This is a genomic window from Alteromonas sp. ABH4_452 (assembly GCF_056311825.1).
The window spans coordinates 603,100-625,602 of sequence record NZ_CM149973.1 but is presented as its reverse complement, the minus strand read 5'-3'; the positions used below and the strand labels follow the sequence as shown (position 1 = coordinate 625,602).

Annotated in this window: 20 protein-coding genes; 6 read left to right on the top strand and 14 right to left on the bottom strand. The window is 44.2% G+C overall.

The features are described 5' to 3' along the window. Positions 1–113: 113 nt before the first annotated feature. Entirely contained in the window at positions 114–1,055 is a 942-nt protein-coding gene (locus ACYX4N_RS02730) for an alpha/beta fold hydrolase (protein ID WP_476055539.1), read from the top strand. Here ACYX4N_RS02730 and ACYX4N_RS02725 read toward each other — a convergent pair. From ACYX4N_RS02725 to ACYX4N_RS02710, 4 genes are all read right to left on the bottom strand, one after another. Beyond that, the gene (locus tag ACYX4N_RS02725) at positions 1,052–1,486 is read right to left on the bottom strand and encodes a hypothetical protein (protein WP_474803861.1); all 435 of its coding nucleotides are present in this window, start codon (positions 1,484–1,486) and stop codon (positions 1,052–1,054) included. The two genes, ACYX4N_RS02730 and ACYX4N_RS02725, sit on opposite strands and share 4 nt — an antisense overlap. A 106-nt stretch (positions 1,487–1,592) precedes the next feature. Continuing rightward, positions 1,593–2,036, bottom strand: a complete 444-nt coding sequence (locus ACYX4N_RS02720; protein ID WP_474803859.1) for a hypothetical protein — start codon at positions 2,034–2,036, stop codon at positions 1,593–1,595. 163 nt (positions 2,037–2,199) lie between these two features. Continuing rightward, entirely contained in the window at positions 2,200–2,763 is a 564-nt protein-coding gene (locus ACYX4N_RS02715) for a CBS domain-containing protein (protein ID WP_476055538.1), read from the bottom strand. A 45-nt stretch (positions 2,764–2,808) separates the two neighbouring features. After that, positions 2,809–3,042: a hypothetical protein gene (locus ACYX4N_RS02710; protein ID WP_039233726.1), complete on the bottom strand. Its 234-nt coding sequence runs from the start codon at positions 3,040–3,042 to the stop codon at positions 2,809–2,811. A 460-nt stretch (positions 3,043–3,502) separates the two neighbouring features. Here ACYX4N_RS02710 and ACYX4N_RS02705 point away from each other — a divergent pair, with 460 nt between their 5' ends. Both ACYX4N_RS02705 and ACYX4N_RS02700 read left to right on the top strand, forming a co-directional pair. Beyond that, complete coding sequence (locus ACYX4N_RS02705) at positions 3,503–4,030, top strand: cytochrome b (RefSeq protein WP_476055537.1); 528 nt, start codon at positions 3,503–3,505, stop codon at positions 4,028–4,030. A 22-nt stretch (positions 4,031–4,052) separates the two neighbouring features. Further along, positions 4,053–4,619, top strand: a complete 567-nt coding sequence (locus ACYX4N_RS02700) for a YceI family protein (RefSeq protein WP_014951192.1) — start codon at positions 4,053–4,055, stop codon at positions 4,617–4,619. Between the two features lie 79 nt (positions 4,620–4,698). Here the strand turns inward: ACYX4N_RS02700 and ACYX4N_RS02695 are convergent, their stop codons facing one another. Beyond that, on the bottom strand, positions 4,699–5,991 hold the full coding sequence (locus tag ACYX4N_RS02695) for an NAD(P)/FAD-dependent oxidoreductase (protein ID WP_476055536.1): 1,293 nt from the start codon (positions 5,989–5,991) through the stop codon (positions 4,699–4,701). A 185-nt stretch (positions 5,992–6,176) separates the two neighbouring features. Then, complete coding sequence (locus tag ACYX4N_RS02690; protein WP_476055535.1) at positions 6,177–8,246, bottom strand: TonB-dependent receptor; 2,070 nt, start codon at positions 8,244–8,246, stop codon at positions 6,177–6,179. A 329-nt stretch (positions 8,247–8,575) separates the two neighbouring features. On the opposite strand from ACYX4N_RS02690, the gene ACYX4N_RS02685 reads away from it, so the two are divergent. After that, on the top strand, positions 8,576–9,019 hold the full coding sequence (locus tag ACYX4N_RS02685) for a DUF2721 domain-containing protein (RefSeq protein ID WP_118491429.1): 444 nt from the start codon (positions 8,576–8,578) through the stop codon (positions 9,017–9,019). A gap of 280 nt (positions 9,020–9,299) precedes the next feature. Further along, a complete protein-coding gene (locus ACYX4N_RS02680; protein WP_474856625.1) occupies positions 9,300–10,184 on the top strand; it encodes a LysR family transcriptional regulator in 885 nt (294 codons plus the stop codon). 97 nt (positions 10,185–10,281) lie between these two features. Here ACYX4N_RS02680 and ACYX4N_RS02675 read toward each other — a convergent pair whose 3' ends face one another. Continuing rightward, positions 10,282–11,637, bottom strand: a complete 1,356-nt coding sequence (locus ACYX4N_RS02675; protein ID WP_474856626.1) for an OmpP1/FadL family transporter — start codon at positions 11,635–11,637, stop codon at positions 10,282–10,284. A gap of 414 nt (positions 11,638–12,051) precedes the next feature. Between ACYX4N_RS02675 and ACYX4N_RS02670 the strand changes: the two genes are divergently transcribed. Then, on the top strand, positions 12,052–13,050 hold the full coding sequence (locus tag ACYX4N_RS02670; RefSeq protein WP_476055534.1) for an NADP-dependent oxidoreductase: 999 nt from the start codon (positions 12,052–12,054) through the stop codon (positions 13,048–13,050). Positions 13,051–13,097: 47 nt separating this feature from the next. Here ACYX4N_RS02670 and ACYX4N_RS02665 read toward each other — a convergent pair whose 3' ends face one another. From ACYX4N_RS02665 to ACYX4N_RS02635, 7 genes are all read right to left on the bottom strand, one after another. Continuing rightward, positions 13,098–14,168 (bottom strand): GGDEF domain-containing protein, encoded by a 1,071-nt coding sequence (locus ACYX4N_RS02665; protein ID WP_476055533.1) that lies wholly within the window; start codon positions 14,166–14,168, stop codon positions 13,098–13,100. Positions 14,169–14,269: 101 nt separating this feature from the next. Then, positions 14,270–16,195, bottom strand: a complete 1,926-nt coding sequence (locus tag ACYX4N_RS02660) for an ATP-binding protein (RefSeq protein ID WP_474856629.1) — start codon at positions 16,193–16,195, stop codon at positions 14,270–14,272. 19 nt (positions 16,196–16,214) lie between these two features. Continuing rightward, a complete protein-coding gene (locus tag ACYX4N_RS02655; RefSeq protein WP_476055532.1) occupies positions 16,215–17,237 on the bottom strand; it encodes an ABC transporter substrate-binding protein in 1,023 nt (340 codons plus the stop codon). Positions 17,238–17,360: 123 nt separating this feature from the next. After that, positions 17,361–18,347 (bottom strand): LLM class flavin-dependent oxidoreductase, encoded by a 987-nt coding sequence (locus tag ACYX4N_RS02650; protein ID WP_476055531.1) that lies wholly within the window; start codon positions 18,345–18,347, stop codon positions 17,361–17,363. A gap of 253 nt (positions 18,348–18,600) precedes the next feature. Continuing rightward, positions 18,601–20,433 (bottom strand): glutamine--fructose-6-phosphate transaminase (isomerizing), encoded by a 1,833-nt coding sequence (gene glmS, locus ACYX4N_RS02645; RefSeq protein WP_476055530.1) that lies wholly within the window; start codon positions 20,431–20,433, stop codon positions 18,601–18,603. Positions 20,434–20,435: 2 nt separating this feature from the next. Beyond that, positions 20,436–21,245, bottom strand: coding sequence for a DeoR/GlpR family DNA-binding transcription regulator (locus ACYX4N_RS02640; RefSeq protein WP_474856785.1), 810 nt, complete (start codon positions 21,243–21,245; stop codon positions 20,436–20,438). Positions 21,246–21,447: 202 nt separating this feature from the next. Then, positions 21,448–22,488 carry a Gfo/Idh/MocA family oxidoreductase gene (locus ACYX4N_RS02635; protein WP_476055529.1) on the bottom strand — a complete coding sequence of 347 codons (1,041 nt, stop codon included), beginning with the start codon at positions 22,486–22,488 and terminating at the stop codon, positions 21,448–21,450. Positions 22,489–22,503 lie beyond the last annotated feature (15 nt).

Below are 22,503 nucleotides of genomic sequence, written 5' to 3'. Positions count from 1 at the left end.
TATTTTTACTGCGTCTTTATCACGCTAATGACTTGCGACTATAACTCATCGCTTACTTGACCGTTAAAAGGTAACCCGATAGGTTAATTTATCCCCTATCTTGGAAACACAGCATGCTGACTATTTTACTTATCGTTATTTGTATCTTTGTAGGTCTTATTTGGTTTACTGCAAAAATGGATAGCAGCATAGAGTCATCGTTTAGGCCTTCGGGAAAGCTTACTCCTGTCGAGGGAGGAATTATTCACTGGCAAAAACAAGGAAATGGGCCATCACTCTTACTAATCCACGGCTTACTGGGCAATAGTAACAACTTTAATGAATTAGCCAAAACCCTCGCGCAGCAGTACACGGTTTATTCCGTAGACCGCCCTGGAAGCGGCTTTTCTAGTCGATACAAAACCACATCAGCCAGCTTTGAGCAGCAAAGCAAAATGTTATTAGAATGGATGGAAAAAGAAGGCATTGAAAAAGCGAGTATTGCGGGTCACTCGATGGGCGGGGGTATTGCATTAAGAATGGCTATAGACGCGCCTGAAAAAATCACTTCTGTGTCATTGCTATGCCCGTTAACTACGCCACTTAAAGGTGGTGCAGGCCCACTTTCCGTACTGTATATACCTAATGAATTCGTGCGCAATAGTGTAGCGAAAACCATCGCCAGCCCGTTAAGAGCAAAGTTGGGTAGAAAGCAAGTAGCGCAAATTTTTCACCCAGAACCTGTGCCTGCTTCATTCTCTGTTGAAGGAGGTGGTTTGCTTGCGCTTCACTCTCGCAGTTTTTATGAAGGAAGCCGAGACACTGTCTCTGCACAAGGCAGTTTGCATAGACAACAGTCATCTTATGGCGAAATCCAATGTCCTGTAGGCGTCTTATATGGTGAAAAGGACACTATTTTAAAGCCAAGTGAGCATATCGAAGCTGTCACTTCGGCAATAGACTCGGCTGAACATAAAGTAATTCCTGACGCTGGTCACATGATACCCATTACTCAGGCGCAAATCTGTGCAGACTTTATTGTCGAGATTGACAGTAAAGCGCGACAAGCCGACTAATGAAACACAGCGCCCATTTTTGAAGTGTGAGCATTGTGAGAGAACTCAACAATAGCCAGCGCGTTTTGTCTGCCAGATTCAGTCTGTTTTAATTTACGCAGCTGGTCAGCCACACGCTCAATACCATCGTATTCCTTACACATCTCAAAAGGGGTCGATTCAAGCGTAATATTGTAGCTACTAAACCAAGTTTTCATTTGTTCACTGTCCCCTTCTGACAATGAAATGAGTAAATGATACATACGAATAAATGCAAGCTGCTTTCGGTACTCCGCTGTGCCGCTTTCAAAACCAAGCAAGGTAGTTTGCGCAAGAGATGAAGGAGAAATACCTAATATTTCAGAAGCTTGCTTTACATTTAACCCAAGTTCTTGATAAGCCCAAGTAAATGCTTTTGTAACAACACTGGTAGGAAACGGTGATCTATTCATAATTTCGCCTCTTTCATCGAACAATTTTGATGAGATATTTTTAACTCTTTGCAAGCTACTGTGCGAAATACATACCAAGTTAGTAGTGCTTATGAAATTGAGAGAGTTACTTCGATGCTACTTTTGCTAGATGCGATGAAATGCCTTCTGAATCTATGTTAAATCCGTTGTCCTGCATCCACTCAACTGCATTTTCAATAAATTCAACAAACGTAAATTCAACATTGAGCCCGTTGTACACACGTTTGAGTTGACCTTTGGTCGTTGCCTTTGCCGTCGAGTCACCTAATACAACCGCTATGTGGGTCAACCCCAAAGGTTGCATTGCCGCCGTACGCTCGCGCAGCAGCGCTTCTGCATCCGGTATTAATAGTGACTCTCCAGTAACGCAAACGATGTTACACCACACCTTTCCAAATAACCCTTCCGCGCTGGTGCGATATTCCTTACCAAAGCTTTTTACACACTCCTGATTCCAAGGTCCGTAGGCTTGTGTTACGACGGCGTCACCACACCGAGTTACAATAAATTCACCATGAGCGTACCGCATTTAAACCACCTAATTATTCCAGCAAATTATTGAATAGCACATATTCAGATACTGTATGAGATGAGTACCTTTTACTACGCGGTGTTATGTACAACGCGTAGTAAAAGTATGGTCCAAAATTTATTGAATGCGAAAAATATTATAGATGCTATAAATGTGAAGTTTATGCCGCAAGAATTGTGATCAACTCCGCAAATGTAGGGCGACCTTGAATATCCAGCGGCAACCGCAGCTCTCTAGCAATATCGCTCACGCTGATAACACCCCGAACTTCGTGACTGTCTCTGTCCATCACAAGACAGTGATGTTGCCCATAATCTTTAAGCGTTTCTATCACATCACCCACCGATGAATGCGTTAACTCAGTATAGTCAAAAGACATGAGCGACGTTTTAGGGCGCATAAAATCGTGAACCGTTAATTCTTCGCGTTTGACTTTAAGCTCGCTTAAACGTTGTATGATTTGCTGTTCACCTACATCATGACTGGTAATAATCCCAATGAAACGATTTTCACTGTTCACCACCAGCATCATACGAACATGAGATTGACGCATAATCGACTCTACTTTTGTCGCGGGTGTTCGGGCATCTAGAACATGTGGTAGGTGCTGCTTAAAGTCTGTGAAAACAGCCATGGCAGATGAATTAACGGTAATAGTGTTTTCAACAACCGGCCATGCCAATGTATCGATAGCTTCGGTTTTATATAGATTTAAGGCGTGCATACCTTTCTCCTAATCAAAAGTAAAAAAATAAGTTTTTTAAAGTGATTAAGTGAAAGAAGGCGGTCCTCGAATGATGTTATCGCGCTGCCTAGTAAAGGCTTTTGCATCAATCGTTTTACCAGCCGAAAACTGGTATTTTTCCAAGCCGCTGGTGATGTCGACAAACGAAATGCCATCATCAATGTCGTCGTCAGATACTTCAAAAGCGGAGCTTTCCCATTCGCTAATGAGAGTTGAGAGCGTATTTGCACTGTTAGACTGCCCCGCAATATTTTGCACACTTCTTCCCTCTCCCAATACGGAGACGGATACTAGTGATGAAAATAACGCTGGCAGAATAACGGCCAACAAAACGTACGAAACGCGCAAAGCGTACAACCTCTACTGAACTAAACAACATTGAAGCAAAGCAGCCACTTTTGTTACTGCCTATTTAAACTATAAGAGTATTTAGCGCGTTTAATAGAGGTGTTTAGCGCATTTTATAGACCATTAAACGACGCGTCTTCGAAAACTAACCGTGTCGCGACTCAGGTTTGGTGGGTTGTTTGCTGTACATTCGTTCTAAAAACAAGAACGAACACTCCCATTAAATGTGATGTTTAGCCAACGTACTTAGAAATACACTACATTCAACTGATCCATAAGGTGTTTTTTCAGCGGTCATTTAGCGGTTGAGATACCGCATTAACTGAAGGTCTAAACAACCTGATTGCAAGTAAGTAATAACGGAAGTGATATGAAACCAAGATGGTCCAGACCTATAGTTATTTTGCATTGGATATCTGCCATTGCCATTGTCGGCATGTTTGCTTCAGGGCTGTGGATGGTCGACCTCACATATTACAGCGACTGGTATAAGACGGCACCGCATTGGCACAAGAGTGTTGGATTAATCTTGCTTGCCATCACTGTTATTCGCTTAGTCACGCGCGTTGTTACTTCACGGCCGCCGTCACATGGCACCCCGTTAGAAAAAAGGTTAAGTCGCATAGGTCATAGGCTTTTGTACACCTTGATTATCATGCTATTCGCGAGCGGCTATTTAATTTCAACGGCCGATGGAAGAAGCATCGACGTATTTAATTGGTTTTCTGTACCTGCAATGGGCGAATTCTTTGAAAATCAAGAAGACATTGCAGGAGAGGCCCATTTTTATATTGCGTGGTCAGTGATTGTATTGGCGATCATTCACGCGCTGGCTGCGCTGAAACACCACTTTGTTAGTAACGATGACACACTGAAGCAGATGTTACGGCTTCGATGATATTGAGGAAAAAGGAGAAATGATGAAGAAGTTAACACTTGCCTTGGCCGCTGCGCTGTCTTTAAGCACCGCTAACGCCGCAGATTATGTGATTGATAGCAAAGGCGCCCACGCGTCTATCAACTTTAAAATTCAACACTTGGGCTACTCGTGGCTTACTGGTCGCTTCAACGATTTTAAAGGTACTTTTAGTTACGACGACGCAGCACCTAGTGCAGCAAAAATTATGGTGACTATCGATACCGACAGTATCGACTCAAACCACGCAGAGCGTGACAAGCACCTTAAGAGCGACGATTTCTTAAACGTTGACGACTTTCCAGAGGCGAAGTTTGTCAGTACAAAAATTGTCGATAAAGGCAACGGCATGATGGATGTAATGGGTGACTTCACGCTTCATGGTGTGACAAAGCCTATTACAATTGAAGCCAAAAAGATTGGCGAAGGCAAAGACCCATGGGGCGGCTATCGTGCAGGCTTTATGGGCACAACGACGATTGCACTTAAAGATTATGGCATCGACTATGATTTAGGTCCAGCGTCACAAACGGTAGAATTAGAGCTTCACGTTGAAGGCGTAAAACAATAGTTAACTAGCTTTTGTTCTAGCGAGCTAAACTTATGACTTAAGAAAGCCCCAAACAAGGGGCTTTATTATCTGAAAGTGGTTAGTGAAGTTTCAGCTTAGGGCTAATAGCCTGACTTAACTTCTTCACAAGGAGCTTTAATGCACCTTTAATTTTCCCGTGTACCGCAAATTGGTGCATATTATACAAAGAAACGTACACCAGCTTAGCTAAGCGCCCTTCGATAAACATACTGCTGTTAGATAACGAGCCCATTAAGCTTCCCACCGTGCTGTATTTACTTAAGTGAACCAAGGATCCATAGTCCTTGTAAGTAAAATCTTTCGTGTCTTTTTGAGTAAATAACGACGTTATATTATGCGCAACAATATCCGCCATTTGGTGGGCAGACTGCGCTCGAGGTGGCACCCACTTGCCATTTTCTTGTTGAAAGCCACAGCAATCGCCTAACACCCAAATATTCTTATGAGATGAACTGCGAAGCTGCTTATCAACAAGAATTTGATTAGCTCTGTTCGTTTCAAAAAGCGCAAGCTTTGTTATGAAGTCCGGTGCTTTCACCCCCGCAGCCCACACCATTAAATCAGCGTCAATGCGCCCACCGTCTTTTGTGATCAGCCCTTTCGCGTCGGCTTCTGCCACCATGGTTTGCTCTTTAATGTCTACGCCCAACTTATGCAGCGCTTTTCTTGCAGAGTTTGCTATACGCTCAGGTAGCGCAGGCAATATACGCTCTCCCGCTTCCACAATAGTAATCTTAAGACGAGAAGCTGACATGTCTGGCATACCGTACGCCTTGGACAAATTCGCCACATGGTGAAGTTGCGCGGCTAGCTCAGTGCCCGTTGCCCCCGCCCCTACTATGGCGACATCAATTTTGGCGTCTTTATCTTCTTGCTGATTGATGCGGATTAGCTGATTAAGTAGCGCTCTGTGAAAGCGTTCAGCCTGCCTAAGTGAATCTAAGAAGTAGCAATGCTCTGCAACCCCTGGAGTACCAAAGTCGTTACTCACACTGCCTATGGCTAATACGAGTTGGTCGTATTGAATTTCCCGCTCAGGTAAAACCTGTGTTCCTTCTTCGTCAATTAAAGGGGACAAGGTTATGGTTTGCGCTTGCGCGTTAAGCGAGCACATTTCACCTAATTGGAAACGATAGTGATGAGCCGCAGCGTGAATTGCGTAGTCCACACCGTCTGAATGTTTATCAATTACACCAGCTGCCACTTCATGTAAGAGCGGCTTCCAGATATGGGTTCGACTGCGGTCGACAAGGGTAATTTCGGCTTGTTTCTTTCTCCCGAGGGTGCGGCTTAAGCGACTGGCTAATTCAAGACCACCAGCACCGCCACCAACAATTACTATTTTTTGCATGGGTATACCTATTAACAATCATTCCACCTATACCGCCTTACCGTTAAAAGCGCTATACATGGCATGACTGAGACCCATGCTGATGGCTACAGACTACGCCTGAAGCTTGTGGGGTACAAGCGGAACACGGCAATAGTCTGTATTTTTGGGGCTAATAGTTATCTATTACATATATCTATTTAAACTTATAGAGAAAACGACGCCGTTATCATGTAGTTCCTAGGGCGCCCAGGAAAATAACGCGGCCCAGTGAAACTGGTAAAGTCAGCGCGATCAGCGTAGTCCGTATCAAATAGGTTATTCACCCGCGCATACAGCGTAATATCGTCACTCACACTGTAACGAACGCGAGCATGCACTAAATCATGACCTTCGTACTCGTTTAGGTTTTCAGCGTCGGTAAAATAGCGTCCAACATGCTGCCACTCTAATTGGGTTTGTAGCGATTTCGACACATCAAAGCTTAAGCGAGCATTAAACTGAAGCTTGGGCGCAGTGTCGATATCATTACCTTTGATATCTTGTTCACCTGAAAGTTGACTGTGTTCATAAGTGTGCTTGGCATACGTACCAGCAAAGTCTAAGCGCAGCGCCTCGCTAAGTTTCTGTTCAAAAGCCAGCTCTACGCCTCTATGCCAAGTTTCGCCGTTACTCACATTGAAAAAGTCGCTGTCGCGGTAGATAACATTGTCTTTTTGCAGGCTATAAAGGCTAAGCGTATAGCTGCCGTCAAATAGCGTACCTGTAACGCCCACTTCGATATTATCAGCCGTTACCGAGTCAAGATCAGTAACAGTCTGCGCACGCTGTAAACGATACAGCTCGGTAGCCTGAGGGGCGCGATACCCTCTTGCAACACCTCCAAACAACTGAGTTTGCTCATTTAGTTGATAGCGAATTGAGAGTTTGGGGCTGAAGTTATCAAAATTATTTTCACTGTCTTCAGGCCTGGAATATCTACAGCCGCCAAACCCACACGCTGTGCCATCTTCACGTACACGACCTACGTTCATATTGTTGGCGTAGTCGTATTTCATGGACTCAAAACGCCCGCCAGCAGAAATAGCCCAACGCTCAGTTTCCCAGTTAAAAGTAAAGAACGGTGCGAGCAAGGTAGCGTCTACATCATAATCGTAATGCTTACCTACGGGTATGGTTTCCACCAAGAACGCAGAGCCTTCGGTAATGCTGTCTTGAGATTGGGTAAGCTCACCTTCTGTATACTCAAGGTCTAACCCCATATCTGCACTTAGGCTGTCATTGATAACGTAGTTGAATTGGGACAGTACACCAAACCCTTGTTGTGCATTCGTTTCAAGAGGCTTTCCAGGCAGAAAGTGCATGCGAAAACGCATATCTTGGTTACGTACATAAGGTGTAATTGAAAGGGCGTGACCGCCATTAAAAGTGGTGTCTAGTTTACTCCACAACCTGAAACTTTCTGCCTTTCGAAACGCCTCGGGATTAGGATTGCTTTTGGCTATTTGCGTGTCTTTGTAACTTTCAAACCCTACTATGTATCCAGCCGTTTCCTGATCTAAATGGGTATAGGTAAGTCCACTTGTGATAACCGTGTTATCCCACTCAATCCGGTGGCGAAGCGAGACTTTCTCTTGGTCCACGCCTTCTTCATCTCTGTACCCGGTGTCACGAGTTACGCTAGCTGCAATACCTACACCGCTACTACCGAAGTCTTTCCCTTCTTTAAACTTAATGCGATGAAAGCCATACGAGCCATAATCAGCACTTAATAAACCATCGCCTTGCGTGGTATCTGGCGTGATTACGTTAATAACACCGTGAATGGCATTAGACCCGTAAAGCACTGATGCAGGGCCTTTTATTACGTCAATACGCTCAGCAAGCTCGCCATGGGCCTCAAACAATTCATTAATATTGCAAAAGCCTGCTGCTCGAAGCGGAATACCGTCTTCTGCGGCTAAAATGCCTCCGCATGCTCCTGCACCGGTTAACACGGGTGAACGAAGGGCTGGTAGATATTCTTGCCCGTTACCACGCTGCACGCCTGCCCCCGCTATATAGTTAAGCGACTCTTGAATATGCTGAAATGAAAGCAGTGAAAGCGTTTCTTCTGAGATAGACGATACCGCGTAGCCAGAAGCATTCATACTACCTTGTATACGAGAAGACGTAGTTTCTATTCTTTCTATCTCATTGGTTTCTTGGGCAAGCGCGGCAGACGATAACAGTGCCGTAGTTAGCAATGAAAGTGGAAAGCTTGGGGCAAAGCGCATTATCTATCCTTATGATGACAAATGTTTTTTTAGCAATTAGCGCTAGTGTATCGTTAATTAGTGAATGAATGGGTTAAAAACCGATAAACTATTGCAATGTTCAGATAACTAAGCCAATTATGTGATTAAACCCTTGGCGCAATCTTTGCTGTAATTTTTGCTGTGAGCTTGGCTAAAAGCCTTGTAAAAGCCATGAGTAGTTACCTTACTCACTGGCTACACACGGCCATAAATACTGCACGTTAAGTAGGCAGTGCGTTGTCAAAAAAGTTAAGCAATTAGTTAAACACCGTTGCACTAAAACAAAACCATGTTCGCTGGAGGAATCATTGGACACACTTATTCCGAGTCTTTCACAGCTTATTGAATTCGCTGTAGCCCCTGTATTTTTACTTACCGGTATTGCGGGGTTCCTAAACGTTATGTCGTCTCGGTTGGGGCGAATATCAGATAGGGTTAGAGTTGCAGAAAGACAAATTCATACCTTGTCAGACCCACATATTGTCGACCGCTCTAAAAAAGAAATAAAAGTACTGTGGCGCAGGGTGAAAGTCATTAACTGGGCGATTGGACTTTGTGTCGCTTCGGGGCTAATGGTTTGTACGGTAATTATGGCGCTGTTTTCCGGGTCACTCTGGGTGGTCGATTTGAAAACGCCGATTATAGTGCTATTCATATTGGCAATGATGTTTCTAATCAGTGCGCTTATTGTGTTTCTGGTTGAAGTCAAACTTGCAACTAACACTATAAACTTAGTCAGAACTATCCGGTAGCCTCATTACCTCAACCAGCTAGCGCTTTATTGACATAAACTAGTCCCCCCCCAAAAAAGGCGACTATAGAGTTTTTAACCTCTTTAGTCGCTTTGTTTCATTCTAACGCAAAGCTTTAATTTATTTTAAAAGCACTGTTTAATGTAAGTATTGAGTAAAGAGCACAGTTAAAAACGCTCACTAACGTCTAACTGAGGTAAAATTCGTCCGCTAACGTCTTTAATTTGCTACAAATATAGGCCTACAAGATTTCGGCCAATAGAAAGGATTTAACTGCGCCATGAATACCAAATTACTTCGCTCTCTACAGGTTTTTATTGCGGTGTCAGATAGCGGTAGCATGAGTGTTGCAGCCCGCGAGCTACACATGACTGTTTCTGCAATTAGCCAACAGTTACGAAAACTTGAACATGATATTGGGCTTAGCCTTTTTAACCGAAATACCCGAAGCTTAAGTCTCACTGAAGCCGGACGCATATACTACGACACCAGTAAACAAATGCTGCAAACCGCAGAACTAGCGCAACAGAAAATTGAAAGCCTTCAAGACGACCCTACCGGTAAAATCAACATTATCGCACCTGAAGGTTTTGGCGGTGGCTTACTAAGTGAACCATTAAAGAAGCTGTGTGAAGAATTTCCAAAAATTACAATATCATTAACCGTTACCGACGAACCTAAAGATATTATTGCATCAAGCGCAGACCTTGTACTTTGCTTCGCTCCCGTTTCTGACACGAATTTTAGTAGTTTGAAGCTTGCTACCTGGGAGCGAATTCTATGTGTTTCTACTGGGCACCCGCTAGCTAGCGAAAACTTGTCTTCACCTGAAGAGTTAAGTGATCATGCCTACATTGTGCACAGGCACATTGAAGACTATGTGATGAAACATGAAAGCAAGGGTGAGTTTGAATTAGATTCTCAGCGCATTGATGTAAATTCAATGCAGACATTGATTAAGCTTACCCAAGATAACCTGGGCTACGCCGTATTGCCTGAACCAGAGGTAAGACACTTACTCAAATCAGGTGAGATGAAGCAACTTTTCACAGAATGGGAATTGCCTGACTATACCGTTTATGCGGTTACGCCGAAACGGGATCTTATGCCCGCCAAAATTAGCGCCGCGATTACTTGCTTACAAGATTTATTTGCGCAGATCTAGTTACTGACTAGTGGCAAATTTGCTTAAAAAGTAATTTGGCGTAAGACGAAAAAGGCAGCGTAAAAACGCTGCCTTCTTATTGCACTTAACTTCTTTTTTAGAAGCGAGTGTTCATTTGAACACTTAGAATGTGCGCTGTAGCTGACTGAGTACCAGTGAAGTTCGTAGTGAAGTTAGTACCAGGAAGAACATCACTTAAAATAGTTCTGTCTTTATTAATGTCTGCTTCACGGCCATCGATGAATACATAGGCGAGATCAATCGATGTATCTTCGCTCATAGTGTAAGTCATACCACCAGAGAACCAGTGACGGTCAGTGTCTGGGATACTTAGTGAGCGGTTTTCTACCGATACCACACCGTCGTCATAAGCATAGCCAGCACGAAGGGTAATTTCGTCATTTAAGATGTAAGTTACACCAAGAGACGCACGCCATGAGTCATCGAAGTTTTCTTCTTTAATCAAGAAATCAACACCGTCTTCTAGATTAGCTTCAAGCTTCTCAAACGTGCTCCAGTCGGTAAACGTCAAGCTTGCTTGTACAGACCATTGGTTATCGATTTTTTGATCAACCGCTAACTCAGTAATAGCTGCAAGGTTCAAGTCCAAGCTACCAGGCTGATTCAGGTTAATAGGGAAAATAGGCGTTTCTGAAGAAACATTTCCTTCAAGCTCTAATTTTGTTTCCGCCCGGTATGAAAGCGCGATATTTGTCATATCATTCGGCTGCCAGAAAACGCCAGCGTTCCAACCGAAGCCTATGTCATCACCTTCCATACTAAATAGTGAATTACCAGCGGTCAGCTCTGGCAATGTCACGCCTAGTGCTTCAGCTCTTGGCGCTAGAGTAACTAGAGTGTCTACAAGTGTGTTTGAGACGCCAGAGCCGATTTCAGCTTCTGCATATGTAATGTTCAAACCAAAGCCAACCATAAGTTGCTTGTTCACTTTATAGGAAACAGCAGGGTTAACCGTTACAGTTTTCACTTCTGCAGTGTCAGCGAAGTGAAGCGCACCAAAATCGTCTGAGTAATCTGAGCGAAGACCGTAAGTAGTGAAAACGCCAACACCGGCAGACAGTTCATCGTTAATAGGCGAAACATAGAAGAAACCAGGTACGATAGCAGTATCAGCGATGTTGTCTTCTTGAGCAGCTCCACCACCAACAGTATTATCGCCAAGGTCATAAGTAACCGCGCCATTAATATCTACATTTGGGTCGATAAAGCTTACTGATGCACTAAATTCAGCTTCTTTAAATACACCAATTGCTGCAGGGTTAGTTGCTAAAATAGAGGCATTTTCTGGCTTGGCTGCTTGGCCTGCCATAGCACGGCCTAGGCCGTTTGCACTGTGTTCATTAACTTGGAAACCAGCTGCTAGCGCAGAAGAAGAGGCTAAGGTAGCAAGCGCTAAGCAAACTGAGGCACGTAAAGAAAACTGTTGCTTCATAAGATACTCATTGTAATAGGGGAAAATTGCAGCAGGCATTCTACGGATATGAGTAGTTTTGTTCAATGCAAGTAAACGTTATTTACGCACTTTTATCGCATTATTTACAATTTTAGCTACAACTTCGACGCATTTATAAGCAACATTGATAAAGTTAAGTTAACTAAAGATCACGATATTGTTAACAAGGTTGTCTACCGCTTTCACCAGCGACTATTGTTACTGACTTCATTTTTCGCTCAATTTTATAGCCTTCACCCCGTACTGGTTGTGTTTATAACAATCAGCCCCACCCTATCTTTACAGTCGGTGGGTGATCTCAGCTATGCATATTGCGTTTCTATATTAGGTAAATCAGCAGGTAAATCATTAGGCACACCACCAGAAACCTTTCACATGTTACAGGAGGATACAATGTCAACATATAAAGCTATCACGCTGGTCAAGCGTCCCGAAGATGGAAAAATTGGCCCTCATCTATTTGAAACAAAAGAGCTTGAAATACCAACGCCAAAAGACGGTCAAATTCTAATAAAGCAAACCCACATGTCTTTAGACCCTGCCATGTTAGGTTGGATGAGTGAAGACAGAGAAAGCTATATTCCTCCTGTAGAGCTTGGCGATGTTATGCGCTCTAGCGGTGTGGGCGAAGTTGTTGAGTCTAATAACCCAGATTTTTCAGTTGGCGACAAGGTTATGGGTATGACTGGCTGGAGTGAATATGTGCTAAGCGATGGCTCAGGCTTTAACAAGCTTCAGCAAGGTGTTACTGAAGAAATGGCACTATGTGTATTTGCGCTGCCAGGTTTAACCGCCACCACAGGCCTTTATAACTTTGGCGAACCTAAGGAAGGCGAGACACTTATTGTCACAGGTGCAGCAGGCTCTGTAGGTTCTATTGTGGGTCAGTTAGCAAAAGCAGACGGACTTCGCGTAATTGGCGTAGTGGGTAGTGACGATAAGGCCGACTGGATTGTCAACGAGCTAGGTTTTGACGGCGCAATTAATTATAAAACTGACGACTTAGAAGAAAAACTGGTAGAGCTTACGCCAGATAAAATTGATGTATTTTATGAAAACACGGGCGGTCCTATCCAGCACCATATATTCAACAGAATGAATGCCCATGGTCGTATTGTTGTGTGTGGAATGATTGCCGATTATCAATCAGAAGAGCCGTCACCAGGCCCTAATTGGATCCCGTTAATTAAGAAGCGCATTAATATTCGTGGGTTTGCGATGCCAGACCATTGGGATGAAATTCCAAAGCTTTTAGAAAAACTCACACCTTATGTGCAGCAAGGAAAGATAAAGCACCGTGCGCATACCATTGAAGGTTTAAATAACGCCGAAAAAGGCTTAAATATGCTGTTTGAAGGTAAAAACACCGGAAAAATGATACTTAAGCTGTAATTTTTTAAACGAAGCGTACAGTTTAAATTAAGAGCACAGTGTTAACGCTAGCACTGTGCTTCTGTCATTACATACTGTGCTTTACCTTTTTCTTTAGCTTCATAAAGTACTTTGTCGGCTTCATCGATAAGCCAATCAATGGAAGTGTCGCCAACTGAACTGGCGTAAGCAACACCAATTGAACAACTCATAAACGGGTGCTTTGCTCCCTCGGCATGTTTTAATTCAGCCTGCTTCCATTTATCCAATAGTGCTTGTGCGTGCTTTTCAACCTGCTGTTTACTGATATCGCTTAAAACAACAATGAATTCTTCGCCACCGTAGCGGCCCAAAATATCAGTTTCCCGTTTAAAAACTTGCTTCATAATACGCGCTTGTTCTTTTATTGCTTCATCACCCTGCTGATGGCCAAAACTGTCGTTGTATTTTTTGAAGTCATCTAAATCGAGCATTAATACAGCCATCGACACGTCATGGCGTTTACTTAAGGCCAACAACTTTTCACTTTGATCTCGCAGAGCGCGTCGATTAAGTAAGTCAGATAGCGGGTCGAACTTGCTAAGCTTCAATAAGCGGTCGTTAGTTTCTTTGAGCATACGTACACTGCGATCGAGCCGATAACGAGCGTACACGCATATAAATAATGACCCTGATACAAAAGCTGCTGAAATAGGAACCCTGTCTCCATAAACCGGCGCTAACCACATCAACCCTAAAAACCCCAAAATGTTTATAACATTGGCTGCGGTTGCTAGCTTAAATGGAATACCCAACGCAAATACACAAAAGAATGCATAGAGGATGGTGCCTTCGTAAGGAAAAATAAAATTGTGCTCTTCCCAGCAAACCCATATTAACCAATAGTTGCTGTAGGAAAGCGCTATAAGCAGGCCAGCAAATATGTACGCTCGGTACCGCATGAATTCGCGCCAAAAAGACAGTACAACAACGATAAGTATAATAGGGAATTGAAGAAGTAGACGGTCGAAGGTGTACAGTTCGTACATACTGCTAGGCAATAGCACTAAATCAGCAGCCATAAACACAAGTACCAGAACAGCGCCGATAATCAGCGCTATTCTTAGCCTGCGTTGTTCACTGGGTCTGTTGATTTGCACGCATCACCTTGATAAATAAAGTCCGTAAAACTATTTCAATACAGCCAAAGGTGGCAGCCGCCGCTGGCTATACAGATGCAACTCATTGACGCAGAATTGCTTTAACTATTATCAGTGACTTCTTGGCTAAGCGCCAGTTTTAACAAACTTTCTTGCAAGGCTTCAACGGTGACAGGCTTTGTGACTATGTCGTCCATTCCCGCCTGCTTAAATGAGATATGGCGCTCTTTAAATGCTTCTGCTGTAAGGCCAATAACAGGGGTTTTGCTGAGCTCACCGTTCAGTTTTCTGATGCGTTTCGTCGCTTCAATGCCATCCATAACAGGCATGTGAACATCCATGAAGACCACATCAATACCACCCTCTTCAACACGCGCAGCGGCTTTTAATCCGTTATCAACGTGTTCAACATCACATTTCAGCTGTTCTAATAGTGCCTGTGCAACCACAGCATTAATTGCATTATCTTCAGCCAGTAGCACCTTTAGCCCAGATGGTAGGCTTGCGCCATGCGCTTGATGTGCAGAAGAAGATTCAATGGATGAATCCGACACAAGTCGAGATTGAACATTCGCAGTAACGGTAAAGCATGAGCCTTCGCCGACTTTACTGACAACTTTTATATCGCCGCCAAGTATCTGAGCAAGTTGTTTAGCAATAGCAAGGCCAAGCCCAGTACCACCATATTTCCGCGTTATAGAAGAATCGGACTGCGTAAACTTATCAAATATATGCTCTAGCCTGTCTGGCTCAATCCCAATGCCAGTATCTTTAACCGCTATAACTAAACGGTTGTCACCCATGGTTGCTGTTGAAGGCTGTTTAAGTTTAGCCGAAATACTCACCGTGCCTTTGTGGGTAAACTTAATGGCGTTGCTTACCAAATTAATAATAATTTGGCGAAGTTTGGTAATATCGCTAGTTACCGCCACAGACTCTAAGTTCTTGCTCTTATAAACCAACCGGGTACTGTTAGCACTAGCGTTTGTGCCTAATAGCGTAATAAGGTCGTTCAGCATTGAATCGAGATCAAACTCTGTCACGTCAATTTCTGACATACCTGACTCAATTTTAGAGAGATCTAATACGTCATTTATAACGGTAGCAAGAATAGATGCTGAGGACTTCAAATCGCTGGCATACTGATGCTGTTTGTCTGAAAGTTGAGTATCTAAAAGCAGTGTGGCTAAGCCTTGAATCCCGTTTAGCGGCGTACGAATTTCATGACTCATTACTGCAAGAAAATCTGTTTTAGCGCGATTTGCCTGCTGGGCTTGCGCTACGTATTGCTCGATTTCACCAGACATGGCTTCAACATCGCGCGCCAAACTTCCTAATTCATCATTTTGCTCTAAGTCTATGTTGACCCTCTTATGGTCAACAGCGATGCGACTTGCCGCTGATTTGATTTTCTCAATGGGAGAGACTACGAACACCTGGGTTACCTTACCCATAAGTAGGCTAACGATAACTACAGCAAACAGCGTTACTAAAAAGGTTAGCCACGCTATCGTGAATAGCGAGGATTGCAAGGGTTCTGCGGGTTGTAGAACCGTAACTTTCCAATTCCAAGGTGTGAATTCAGAACAAGCAAACAACACATCTATGTCGTTTACACTCGACTCACCATAAGCCACGCGCCGGTCAGCTATTGTCGCTCTACTAGCGTTTTCTGCATTCAGTACAACCTCACTTTTAGTAGTACTAAATATAACGGTACCTGTACTTTTATCGCTAATGGCAAAATGCCGATCTGTTGTTTGCTGTAGCGACTTTAGCTCTTCAAACACTTCTTTTTGATAAGCTTCGCGAAAAACGGGAACATTTTCTAGGCCTGATTCAATGAGCAGTTCTCGTCTCTCATCAATGATCTCTAACACGTTTAATGTAAGGGTTTGAGTAAGAAGCTGATATTCCCTTTCGCGAACCGAGTCGTACGCGGTTAAATAAGCCCAATACCCGGTAAGTGCCATGCCAATTAACAAAATTGGAATGTAGATAACTAGCAGTTTTGATTTGATCCGCATACTAACTTCTAATTAGGCCTTATTGATACACATGCTCTTTCGAGAGTTTTAAGTAACTTGATGGAATGGGCAATTGCAATTTAATTGCCGTGGTTACGTTTACTGCTACAGTGTACGTGTCCATTTTGCCAACGGGAATGTCTCTCGCCGATTTACTCTGAAGTATCAGCTTTGCTTTTCTTGCTGCTGATTTTCCAATACTAGCCGGTTCAGATACCACACCAATAAGCGCGCCTTTTTTAACTGATGAAATACTTTCAGCAAATAAGGGGAGTAATCCCGTCTTCTCTTTAACTTTATCCACTAACCCTTCGGCTTCTGCTAAGGGGCCTGATGACAACCAATAGCCGTCCAGTTCTGCACTCTTTTGGTCTAATCTATCAACCATACTATCCGTCATTTCAACGCGTCCTTCATCACCTTCTAGATAAGGCGTACTGATAGCGACTAAGTTTATATTTTCATACTCACTGTCTAACGCTAGCAATTGGTTTACCAGGTTGCTCGATGAGGGATAGGTAGAATGCACTAAACCTATAGTAAATGGCGTCTCGGGATTTGATGCTCTAAGCACGCCATCCAACATATCAAGCTTTACCTTTGCATCGAGTACGTGTGACTCGCCCGTCATATTGCGTTTACTCACAGCGCCGATGGCAGGAACAATGCCTTCCTCAACCGGTGCTGAGACCGCCATAAAAAGTTTTGGCGTTTCAATAAATTCTTCAGCAGCATTCAGCGCGCGAGTGGCCAACGTCGCTATGGACACAATGAGATCAGGCTCTGGCTCTCGCGCCAGTTCGCTCAGTATTTCTTTAGCGCGAGTCTCAGATCCTTCAGCGTTGTATGTGGTTACGTTGATATCGTGCTCGGGCATAATTCGAATAAGCTCTTTTTCAAATTCGTCTCGCGATTCAGCAACGATAGGAACTGGGAGCGTTTCAATAATGACAAGGTCCAGCGCTTCTTTCGCATGTGCAGAACTTAGGCCCGCTGCGAGAGACGCAAAAGCAAAGAAAAAGGAAAACCAGACCTTTGGCATGACTGTAAACCTGCAACACTAAATGAAAATACACATATCATTGTATATCATAAAGTTATTCTTGCGCACTGCATAGAAGAAGTTATGACCAGATTTATAAAACTGGTCATAACTTTTTAAGTGCTAGGATGCGATGTCTGCGAACGCTTTAACGCTAAATAAACGCGCTTCTATATCGTAAATGGGCATAGACACAATTATCTCGTCAATATCCGTTGCCTCTATAAATTCAGCCAGCTTGCTTCGCACGGTGTCTTTCGAGCCAACCAAGGCATATCTCAACACACTTGATAGCATGGCCTCATCCGTTGCCGTGCAATATTCATCAAAGTTGTGCATAGGTTTAGCAAATGGCTTGTTAAGGCCACGTCTCATGTTCATAAACTGCTGCTTCACCGACGTGAATAATAATTCTGCCTCTTCATCGGTTTCTGCAATAACCACCATTACTCCCGCCATGGCCTTTGGTGCTGATAATTGGGGCGAAGGTTTAAACATGTTGCGATACACATGGAGGGCATCAAATAGCGCATCGGGTGCGAAGTGGGAAGCAAATGAATATGGCAACCCCATCTTTGCCGCCACCTGGGCACTGTACAAGCTAGAACCAAGTAACCACAAAGGCACATGTGTATTCGCTCCAGGCACTGCAACAATTGGCTGCCCCTCTTTTGGGGTACCAAGGTAATGCTGAAGTTCCTGAATATCTTCTGGATAACTATCTACATCGCTTTGCAAATTACGACGAAGCGCTCTTGCCGTTGCCATATCAGTACCTGGCGCTCTGCCCAGCCCAAGCTCTATACGATTGGGAAATAACTCAGCTAGCGTGCCAAATTGCTCAGCAATAACCAAAGGCGCATGATTAGGCAGCATAATGCCACCAGCTCCAATTTTGATGGTAGAGGTAGCATTAGCAATGTGCGTTAACACTACAGAGGTGGCAGAGCTGGCTACACCATGCATGCCATGGTGCTCCGCTAACCACACACGCTCATAGCCACTGCGCTCGGCTTCCATAGCCATTAGCTTGGAGTTGTTTAGCGCGTCTTTCACGCTATACCCTTCGGATATAGGCGCTAAATCGAGCAGTGAATAAGGAATAGCCATGGTGCCTCGCATTGTTGAAACTCGGTAATGATTTATAAGTATGAACGTGCCGTCCGTTTTACAACGGTTGTATTGATGGTTTAAGACGGTTGGGGAGGGTTTATCGATGAAGTGGTGTCAGTAAATAAGTGAATAGGCTTAATGCGTTGCTACTTTCATTCAGCGAAAACCTCTGAGAAATAAAAAAGCCTGCGAGTTTGTTGATCGCAGGCTTTGTTTTTAAGCACATTAAAGTTGCTTTAACAACGCTTCCCTACTCCACAGTCACCGACTTCGCCAAGTTACGTGGCTGGTCAACGTCCGTACCTTTAATTAACGCTACATAGTAGCTCAGTAGCTGTAGCGGCAAGGTGTAGATGATAGGGGCGATTGGCTCGTCGCAGTGCGGCACGTCAATAACGCGCATGGTTTCATCCCCTGCAAACGCGGCATCTTTATCAGCAAATACGTACATGATACCGCCACGTGCGCGCACTTCTTCAACGTTCGACTTCAGTTTTTCAAGCAGTTCGTTGTTTGGTGCAACCACAATTACCGGCATTTCATCATCAATTAGCGCAAGCGGGCCGTGTTTCAATTCACCTGACGCATAGGCTTCGGCGTGAATGTAAGAAATCTCTTTAAGTTTTAGGGCGCCTTCCATAGCGATGGGATATTGATCGCCACGACCTAGGAACAAACTGTGGTTTTTATCTGCAAACTCTTCAGCTAAATCTTCTATGCCGCCAGTGATAGCTAAGGTCTCTTCAAGCTTGGCAGGCAAGCTATGAAGCGCAGACACTATAGCCTTGCTGTCGGCCTCGGTCATACCATTTTCTTTACCTAATGCAAGGGTTAGCATAAGGAAAGCTGCAAGCTGGGTAGTGAAGGCTTTGGTAGACGCTACGCCAATTTCCGCGCCAGCACGGGTCATAAATGCTAAGTCAGATTCGCGTACTAACGACGAGCCCTGAACGTTACAAATGGTCAAACTAGACATATAGCCCAGCTCTTTGGCTAAGCGAAGTGCGGCTAGCGTATCGGCTGTCTCACCTGATTGAGAAATCGTAATAAGCAGGCTGTTTGGGTGCACTACCGATTTGCGGTAACGAAACTCTGATGCTATTTCAACGTTACACGAGACATTGGCGTACTGCTCTAGCCAGTAGCGCGCCGTCATTCCCGCGTGGTAACTAGTCCCACAGGCAATGATTTGAACGTGTTTAACCTTTTTAAATATTTCATCAGCACCTTGGCCGAATACATCCGCGGTAAGACCGTTTTCATCAATACGATCTTTAAGCGCATTGCGCACAACCGTTGGCTGTTCGTGAATTTCTTTAAGCATGTAGTGACGGTAACCCGCTTTGTCACCCGCATCGTGCTCTACGTTTGACTCAATCACTTCACGTTCGACAACGTTACCGTCTTTATCAAAGATTTTAACGTCGCGACGAGTAATTTCTGCCACATCGCCTTCTTCTAAAAAGATAAAGCGGCGTGTTACTGGCAATAGCGCCATTTGGTCTGACGCAATAAAGTTTTCACCAAGCCCAAGCCCAATAACTAACGGGCTGCCCGAACGTGCAACCACTACGCGGCTTGGGTCCTCTTTATCCATGATGACGGTGCCATAAGCGCCGTGAAAAGTTTTAACCGCACTTTGTACTGCGTGAAGCAGGGCTTTACCCGACTTTAGTTCTTCGTGCACAGTATGAGCAATAGTTTCAGTGTCAGTGTCGCTGGTGAAGGTGTAGCCTTTTTCTTTTAGTTGAGCTTTTAGATTTACGTAGTTTTCAATAATACCGTTGTGAACAACAGCGACGCGCTCGGTTGAAAAGTGAGGGTGAGCATTCGCTTCTGTTACACCACCGTGGGTTGCCCATCGGGTGTGTGCGATTCCGGTAGTACCTAACGCTTCGCCTGCTGCTACCGCGTCAGCCAGCTCTTGTACTTTACCTGTTCGACGAATACGGGTGAGCGTGCCGTCGTTTTGCAATAGCGCTACACCAGCTGAATCATAGCCGCGATATTCTAGTCTTTTTAATCCTTCTAGAAGAATTTCTACCACGTTACGTTCAGCAACAGCGCCAACAATTCCACACATAATTATTCTCCACTCGGCGCTGCAATAAGCACGGTCACGCCCTGATTTTCAATATTGAGTTTGTCTTGTTCACTAATGCCTTCATCAGTGATCAGAACAGAAATGTTTTTCCAGCTCAGCTCTAGGTTAGGCATTTTATGCGTTAATTTTTTTGAGCTGGCTAACACCGCCACCTTTGTCGCAGCTTCGGCCATGGCACGGGTCACACCAATAAGTTCGTTAAAGGTGGTAGTGCCTCTGTTTACATCAATGCCCGCTGCCCCGATAAGTGCAATGTCAAAACTATAGGCGCTAACTAACTGTTCAGCCATTGCACCTTGGAACGACTGAGACTGGGCATCCCATGTCCCTCCCACCATTAACACCGTAGGCTCTTTTGCACTTTGGGTAAGGTAATTGGCAGTGGATAGCGTATTGGTCATTACCACTAAGTCATCAATATCCGATAGGAAAGGCAAGACTGACGCCGTAGTTGAGCCGCAATCTATGACTATTTTATTGCCCGGTTTCACTAGACCTGCCGCACACTGACCTATGGCTTTAATTATTGGGCTAGCCGTCAGGCTTGAGCAAGCTTCACTAGTGATGGATTGAGAAGAATGAGTATCTAAGGCAATTGATGGCACGGGCACTGCACCACCAAACTGGCGAATAAGCAAACCTTGCTGAGAAAGGGCAGCAAGATCTTTTCTTATCGTGACTTCAGAGGTAGCAAAACGCACGGCCAAATCTTCAACTTGTGACTGACCGTGTTCTTTCACCCACGCCACTATCTTCTGGCGGCGCAGCTCAACTGATTGACTACTTTTCAATATAACCTCGATGGCTTTACGAATTACTTTAGCGTTTGAGTACGCGTTGGGAGTTCGCTGTATAAACATACCAGCGCGTTAGCTCCATAAGTATTTCGTAAATAATACGCTTCTCACAACCCATAACTTTCAAAACGAAAGCTATGGATTACAAATTGAAAGCATCGTAAGTTAAATTGAAACTTTGATCAAGATAGTTTGTTTAATTAAACGACAGCGTTTGCTTCTGCTCACTTGCTTGTATAGCTAATTCAATGACCTTGATAACAGGTACGACTGTGCTTGCATCAGCTGGCGAGAACTTACCGTCTTCAATGGCGTGAGCAAGACGATTGAAAAACGTTAGGTATTCACCCTTGCGTGTTTCAATAGTTTCCTCCAACAGCTCGCCGCTCTCGCTTTCGACCGCTAGCACCCCATGTTCTTTGTCATTGGTTGTTGCCCAGCTTGCATCGTCAAAAGACAAGCCCGCTCGTAACTGGTTTTCTTGTGGGTCCAGATAGAACTTTCGAAAGCTACCTTTTGTGCCTTGTAGATCGTAGCGCAAGGTTGCCCCCGCCTGAAAGGCTGAGCTACCTAGCTTTACTACCCTATCACTATAGTGAAGGGTTACATCGAAGGTGTCATCCGACTGCCCATTCTCACGCAAGGCCTGTATGTTTGCCGACACTTCTTGCGGCTCGCCAAAAAGCTGTAGTGCTTGGTCAATTAAATGAGGGCCTAAGTCCCAGAAGATACCGCTGCCTGGGCCTTCGTTTTCACGCCATCTGTCTCGTGGTACAGGGCGAAAACGATCAAAACGGCTTTCCAAGCGTTTAATCTCACCAAGCGCACCGTCGTCGATAAGCTTTTTAATTGTAAGGAAGTCGCCATCAAAGCGCCTGTTTTGGTATACACAAAGCTGTTTGTTCTGTGCCTCTGCAAGCGCTACTAGCGCCTCTGCTTCTTCGCTATCTAATGTGAATGGCTTTTCTACCAACACATGGCAACTGTGTTCTAGTGCCAATTTAGCTTGTGAACCATGAAGATGATTAGGCGTTGTAATAACCACCAAGTCTACATCGTGAATTTTTAACGCTTCGTCTAACGAGCTGTACACTTCAGCTTCAGGTAAGAGCGCTTTAACCGCATCAGGTTTTGAAGAAATAACCACATCTACCGAGAATTGCGGAAGGTAATTTAGAAAGGGTAAATGAAAGGTTGTGGCTGAAAACCCAAAGCCAACAATAAGAGTAGATATCATCGAATATCCTTTTTC

What these genes read in the sequence shown, in the direction of transcription:
- ACYX4N_RS02730 (WP_476055539.1), top strand. Translation starts at nt 114, where the DNA reads ATGCTGACTATTTTACTTATCGTTATTTGTATCTTTGTAGGTCTTATT.
- ACYX4N_RS02725 (WP_474803861.1), bottom strand. Translation starts at nt 1,486, where the DNA reads ATGAATAGATCACCGTTTCCTACCAGTGTTGTTACAAAAGCATTTACT.
- ACYX4N_RS02720 (WP_474803859.1), bottom strand. Translation starts at nt 2,036, where the DNA reads ATGCGGTACGCTCATGGTGAATTTATTGTAACTCGGTGTGGTGACGCC.
- ACYX4N_RS02715 (WP_476055538.1), bottom strand. Translation starts at nt 2,763, where the DNA reads ATGCACGCCTTAAATCTATATAAAACCGAAGCTATCGATACATTGGCA.
- ACYX4N_RS02705 (WP_476055537.1), top strand. Translation starts at nt 3,503, where the DNA reads ATGAAACCAAGATGGTCCAGACCTATAGTTATTTTGCATTGGATATCT.
- ACYX4N_RS02700 (WP_014951192.1), top strand. Translation starts at nt 4,053, where the DNA reads ATGAAGAAGTTAACACTTGCCTTGGCCGCTGCGCTGTCTTTAAGCACC.
- ACYX4N_RS02695 (WP_476055536.1), bottom strand. Translation starts at nt 5,991, where the DNA reads ATGCAAAAAATAGTAATTGTTGGTGGCGGTGCTGGTGGTCTTGAATTA.
- ACYX4N_RS02690 (WP_476055535.1), bottom strand. Translation starts at nt 8,246, where the DNA reads ATGCGCTTTGCCCCAAGCTTTCCACTTTCATTGCTAACTACGGCACTG.
- ACYX4N_RS02680 (WP_474856625.1), top strand. Translation starts at nt 9,300, where the DNA reads ATGAATACCAAATTACTTCGCTCTCTACAGGTTTTTATTGCGGTGTCA.
- ACYX4N_RS02675 (WP_474856626.1), bottom strand. Translation starts at nt 11,637, where the DNA reads ATGAAGCAACAGTTTTCTTTACGTGCCTCAGTTTGCTTAGCGCTTGCT.
- ACYX4N_RS02670 (WP_476055534.1), top strand. Translation starts at nt 12,052, where the DNA reads ATGTCAACATATAAAGCTATCACGCTGGTCAAGCGTCCCGAAGATGGA.
- ACYX4N_RS02660 (WP_474856629.1), bottom strand. Translation starts at nt 16,195, where the DNA reads ATGCGGATCAAATCAAAACTGCTAGTTATCTACATTCCAATTTTGTTA.
- ACYX4N_RS02655 (WP_476055532.1), bottom strand. Translation starts at nt 17,237, where the DNA reads ATGCCAAAGGTCTGGTTTTCCTTTTTCTTTGCTTTTGCGTCTCTCGCA.
- ACYX4N_RS02650 (WP_476055531.1), bottom strand. Translation starts at nt 18,347, where the DNA reads ATGGCTATTCCTTATTCACTGCTCGATTTAGCGCCTATATCCGAAGGG.
- glmS (WP_476055530.1), bottom strand. Translation starts at nt 20,433, where the DNA reads ATGTGTGGAATTGTTGGCGCTGTTGCTGAACGTAACGTGGTAGAAATT.
- ACYX4N_RS02635 (WP_476055529.1), bottom strand. Translation starts at nt 22,488, where the DNA reads ATGATATCTACTCTTATTGTTGGCTTTGGGTTTTCAGCCACAACCTTT.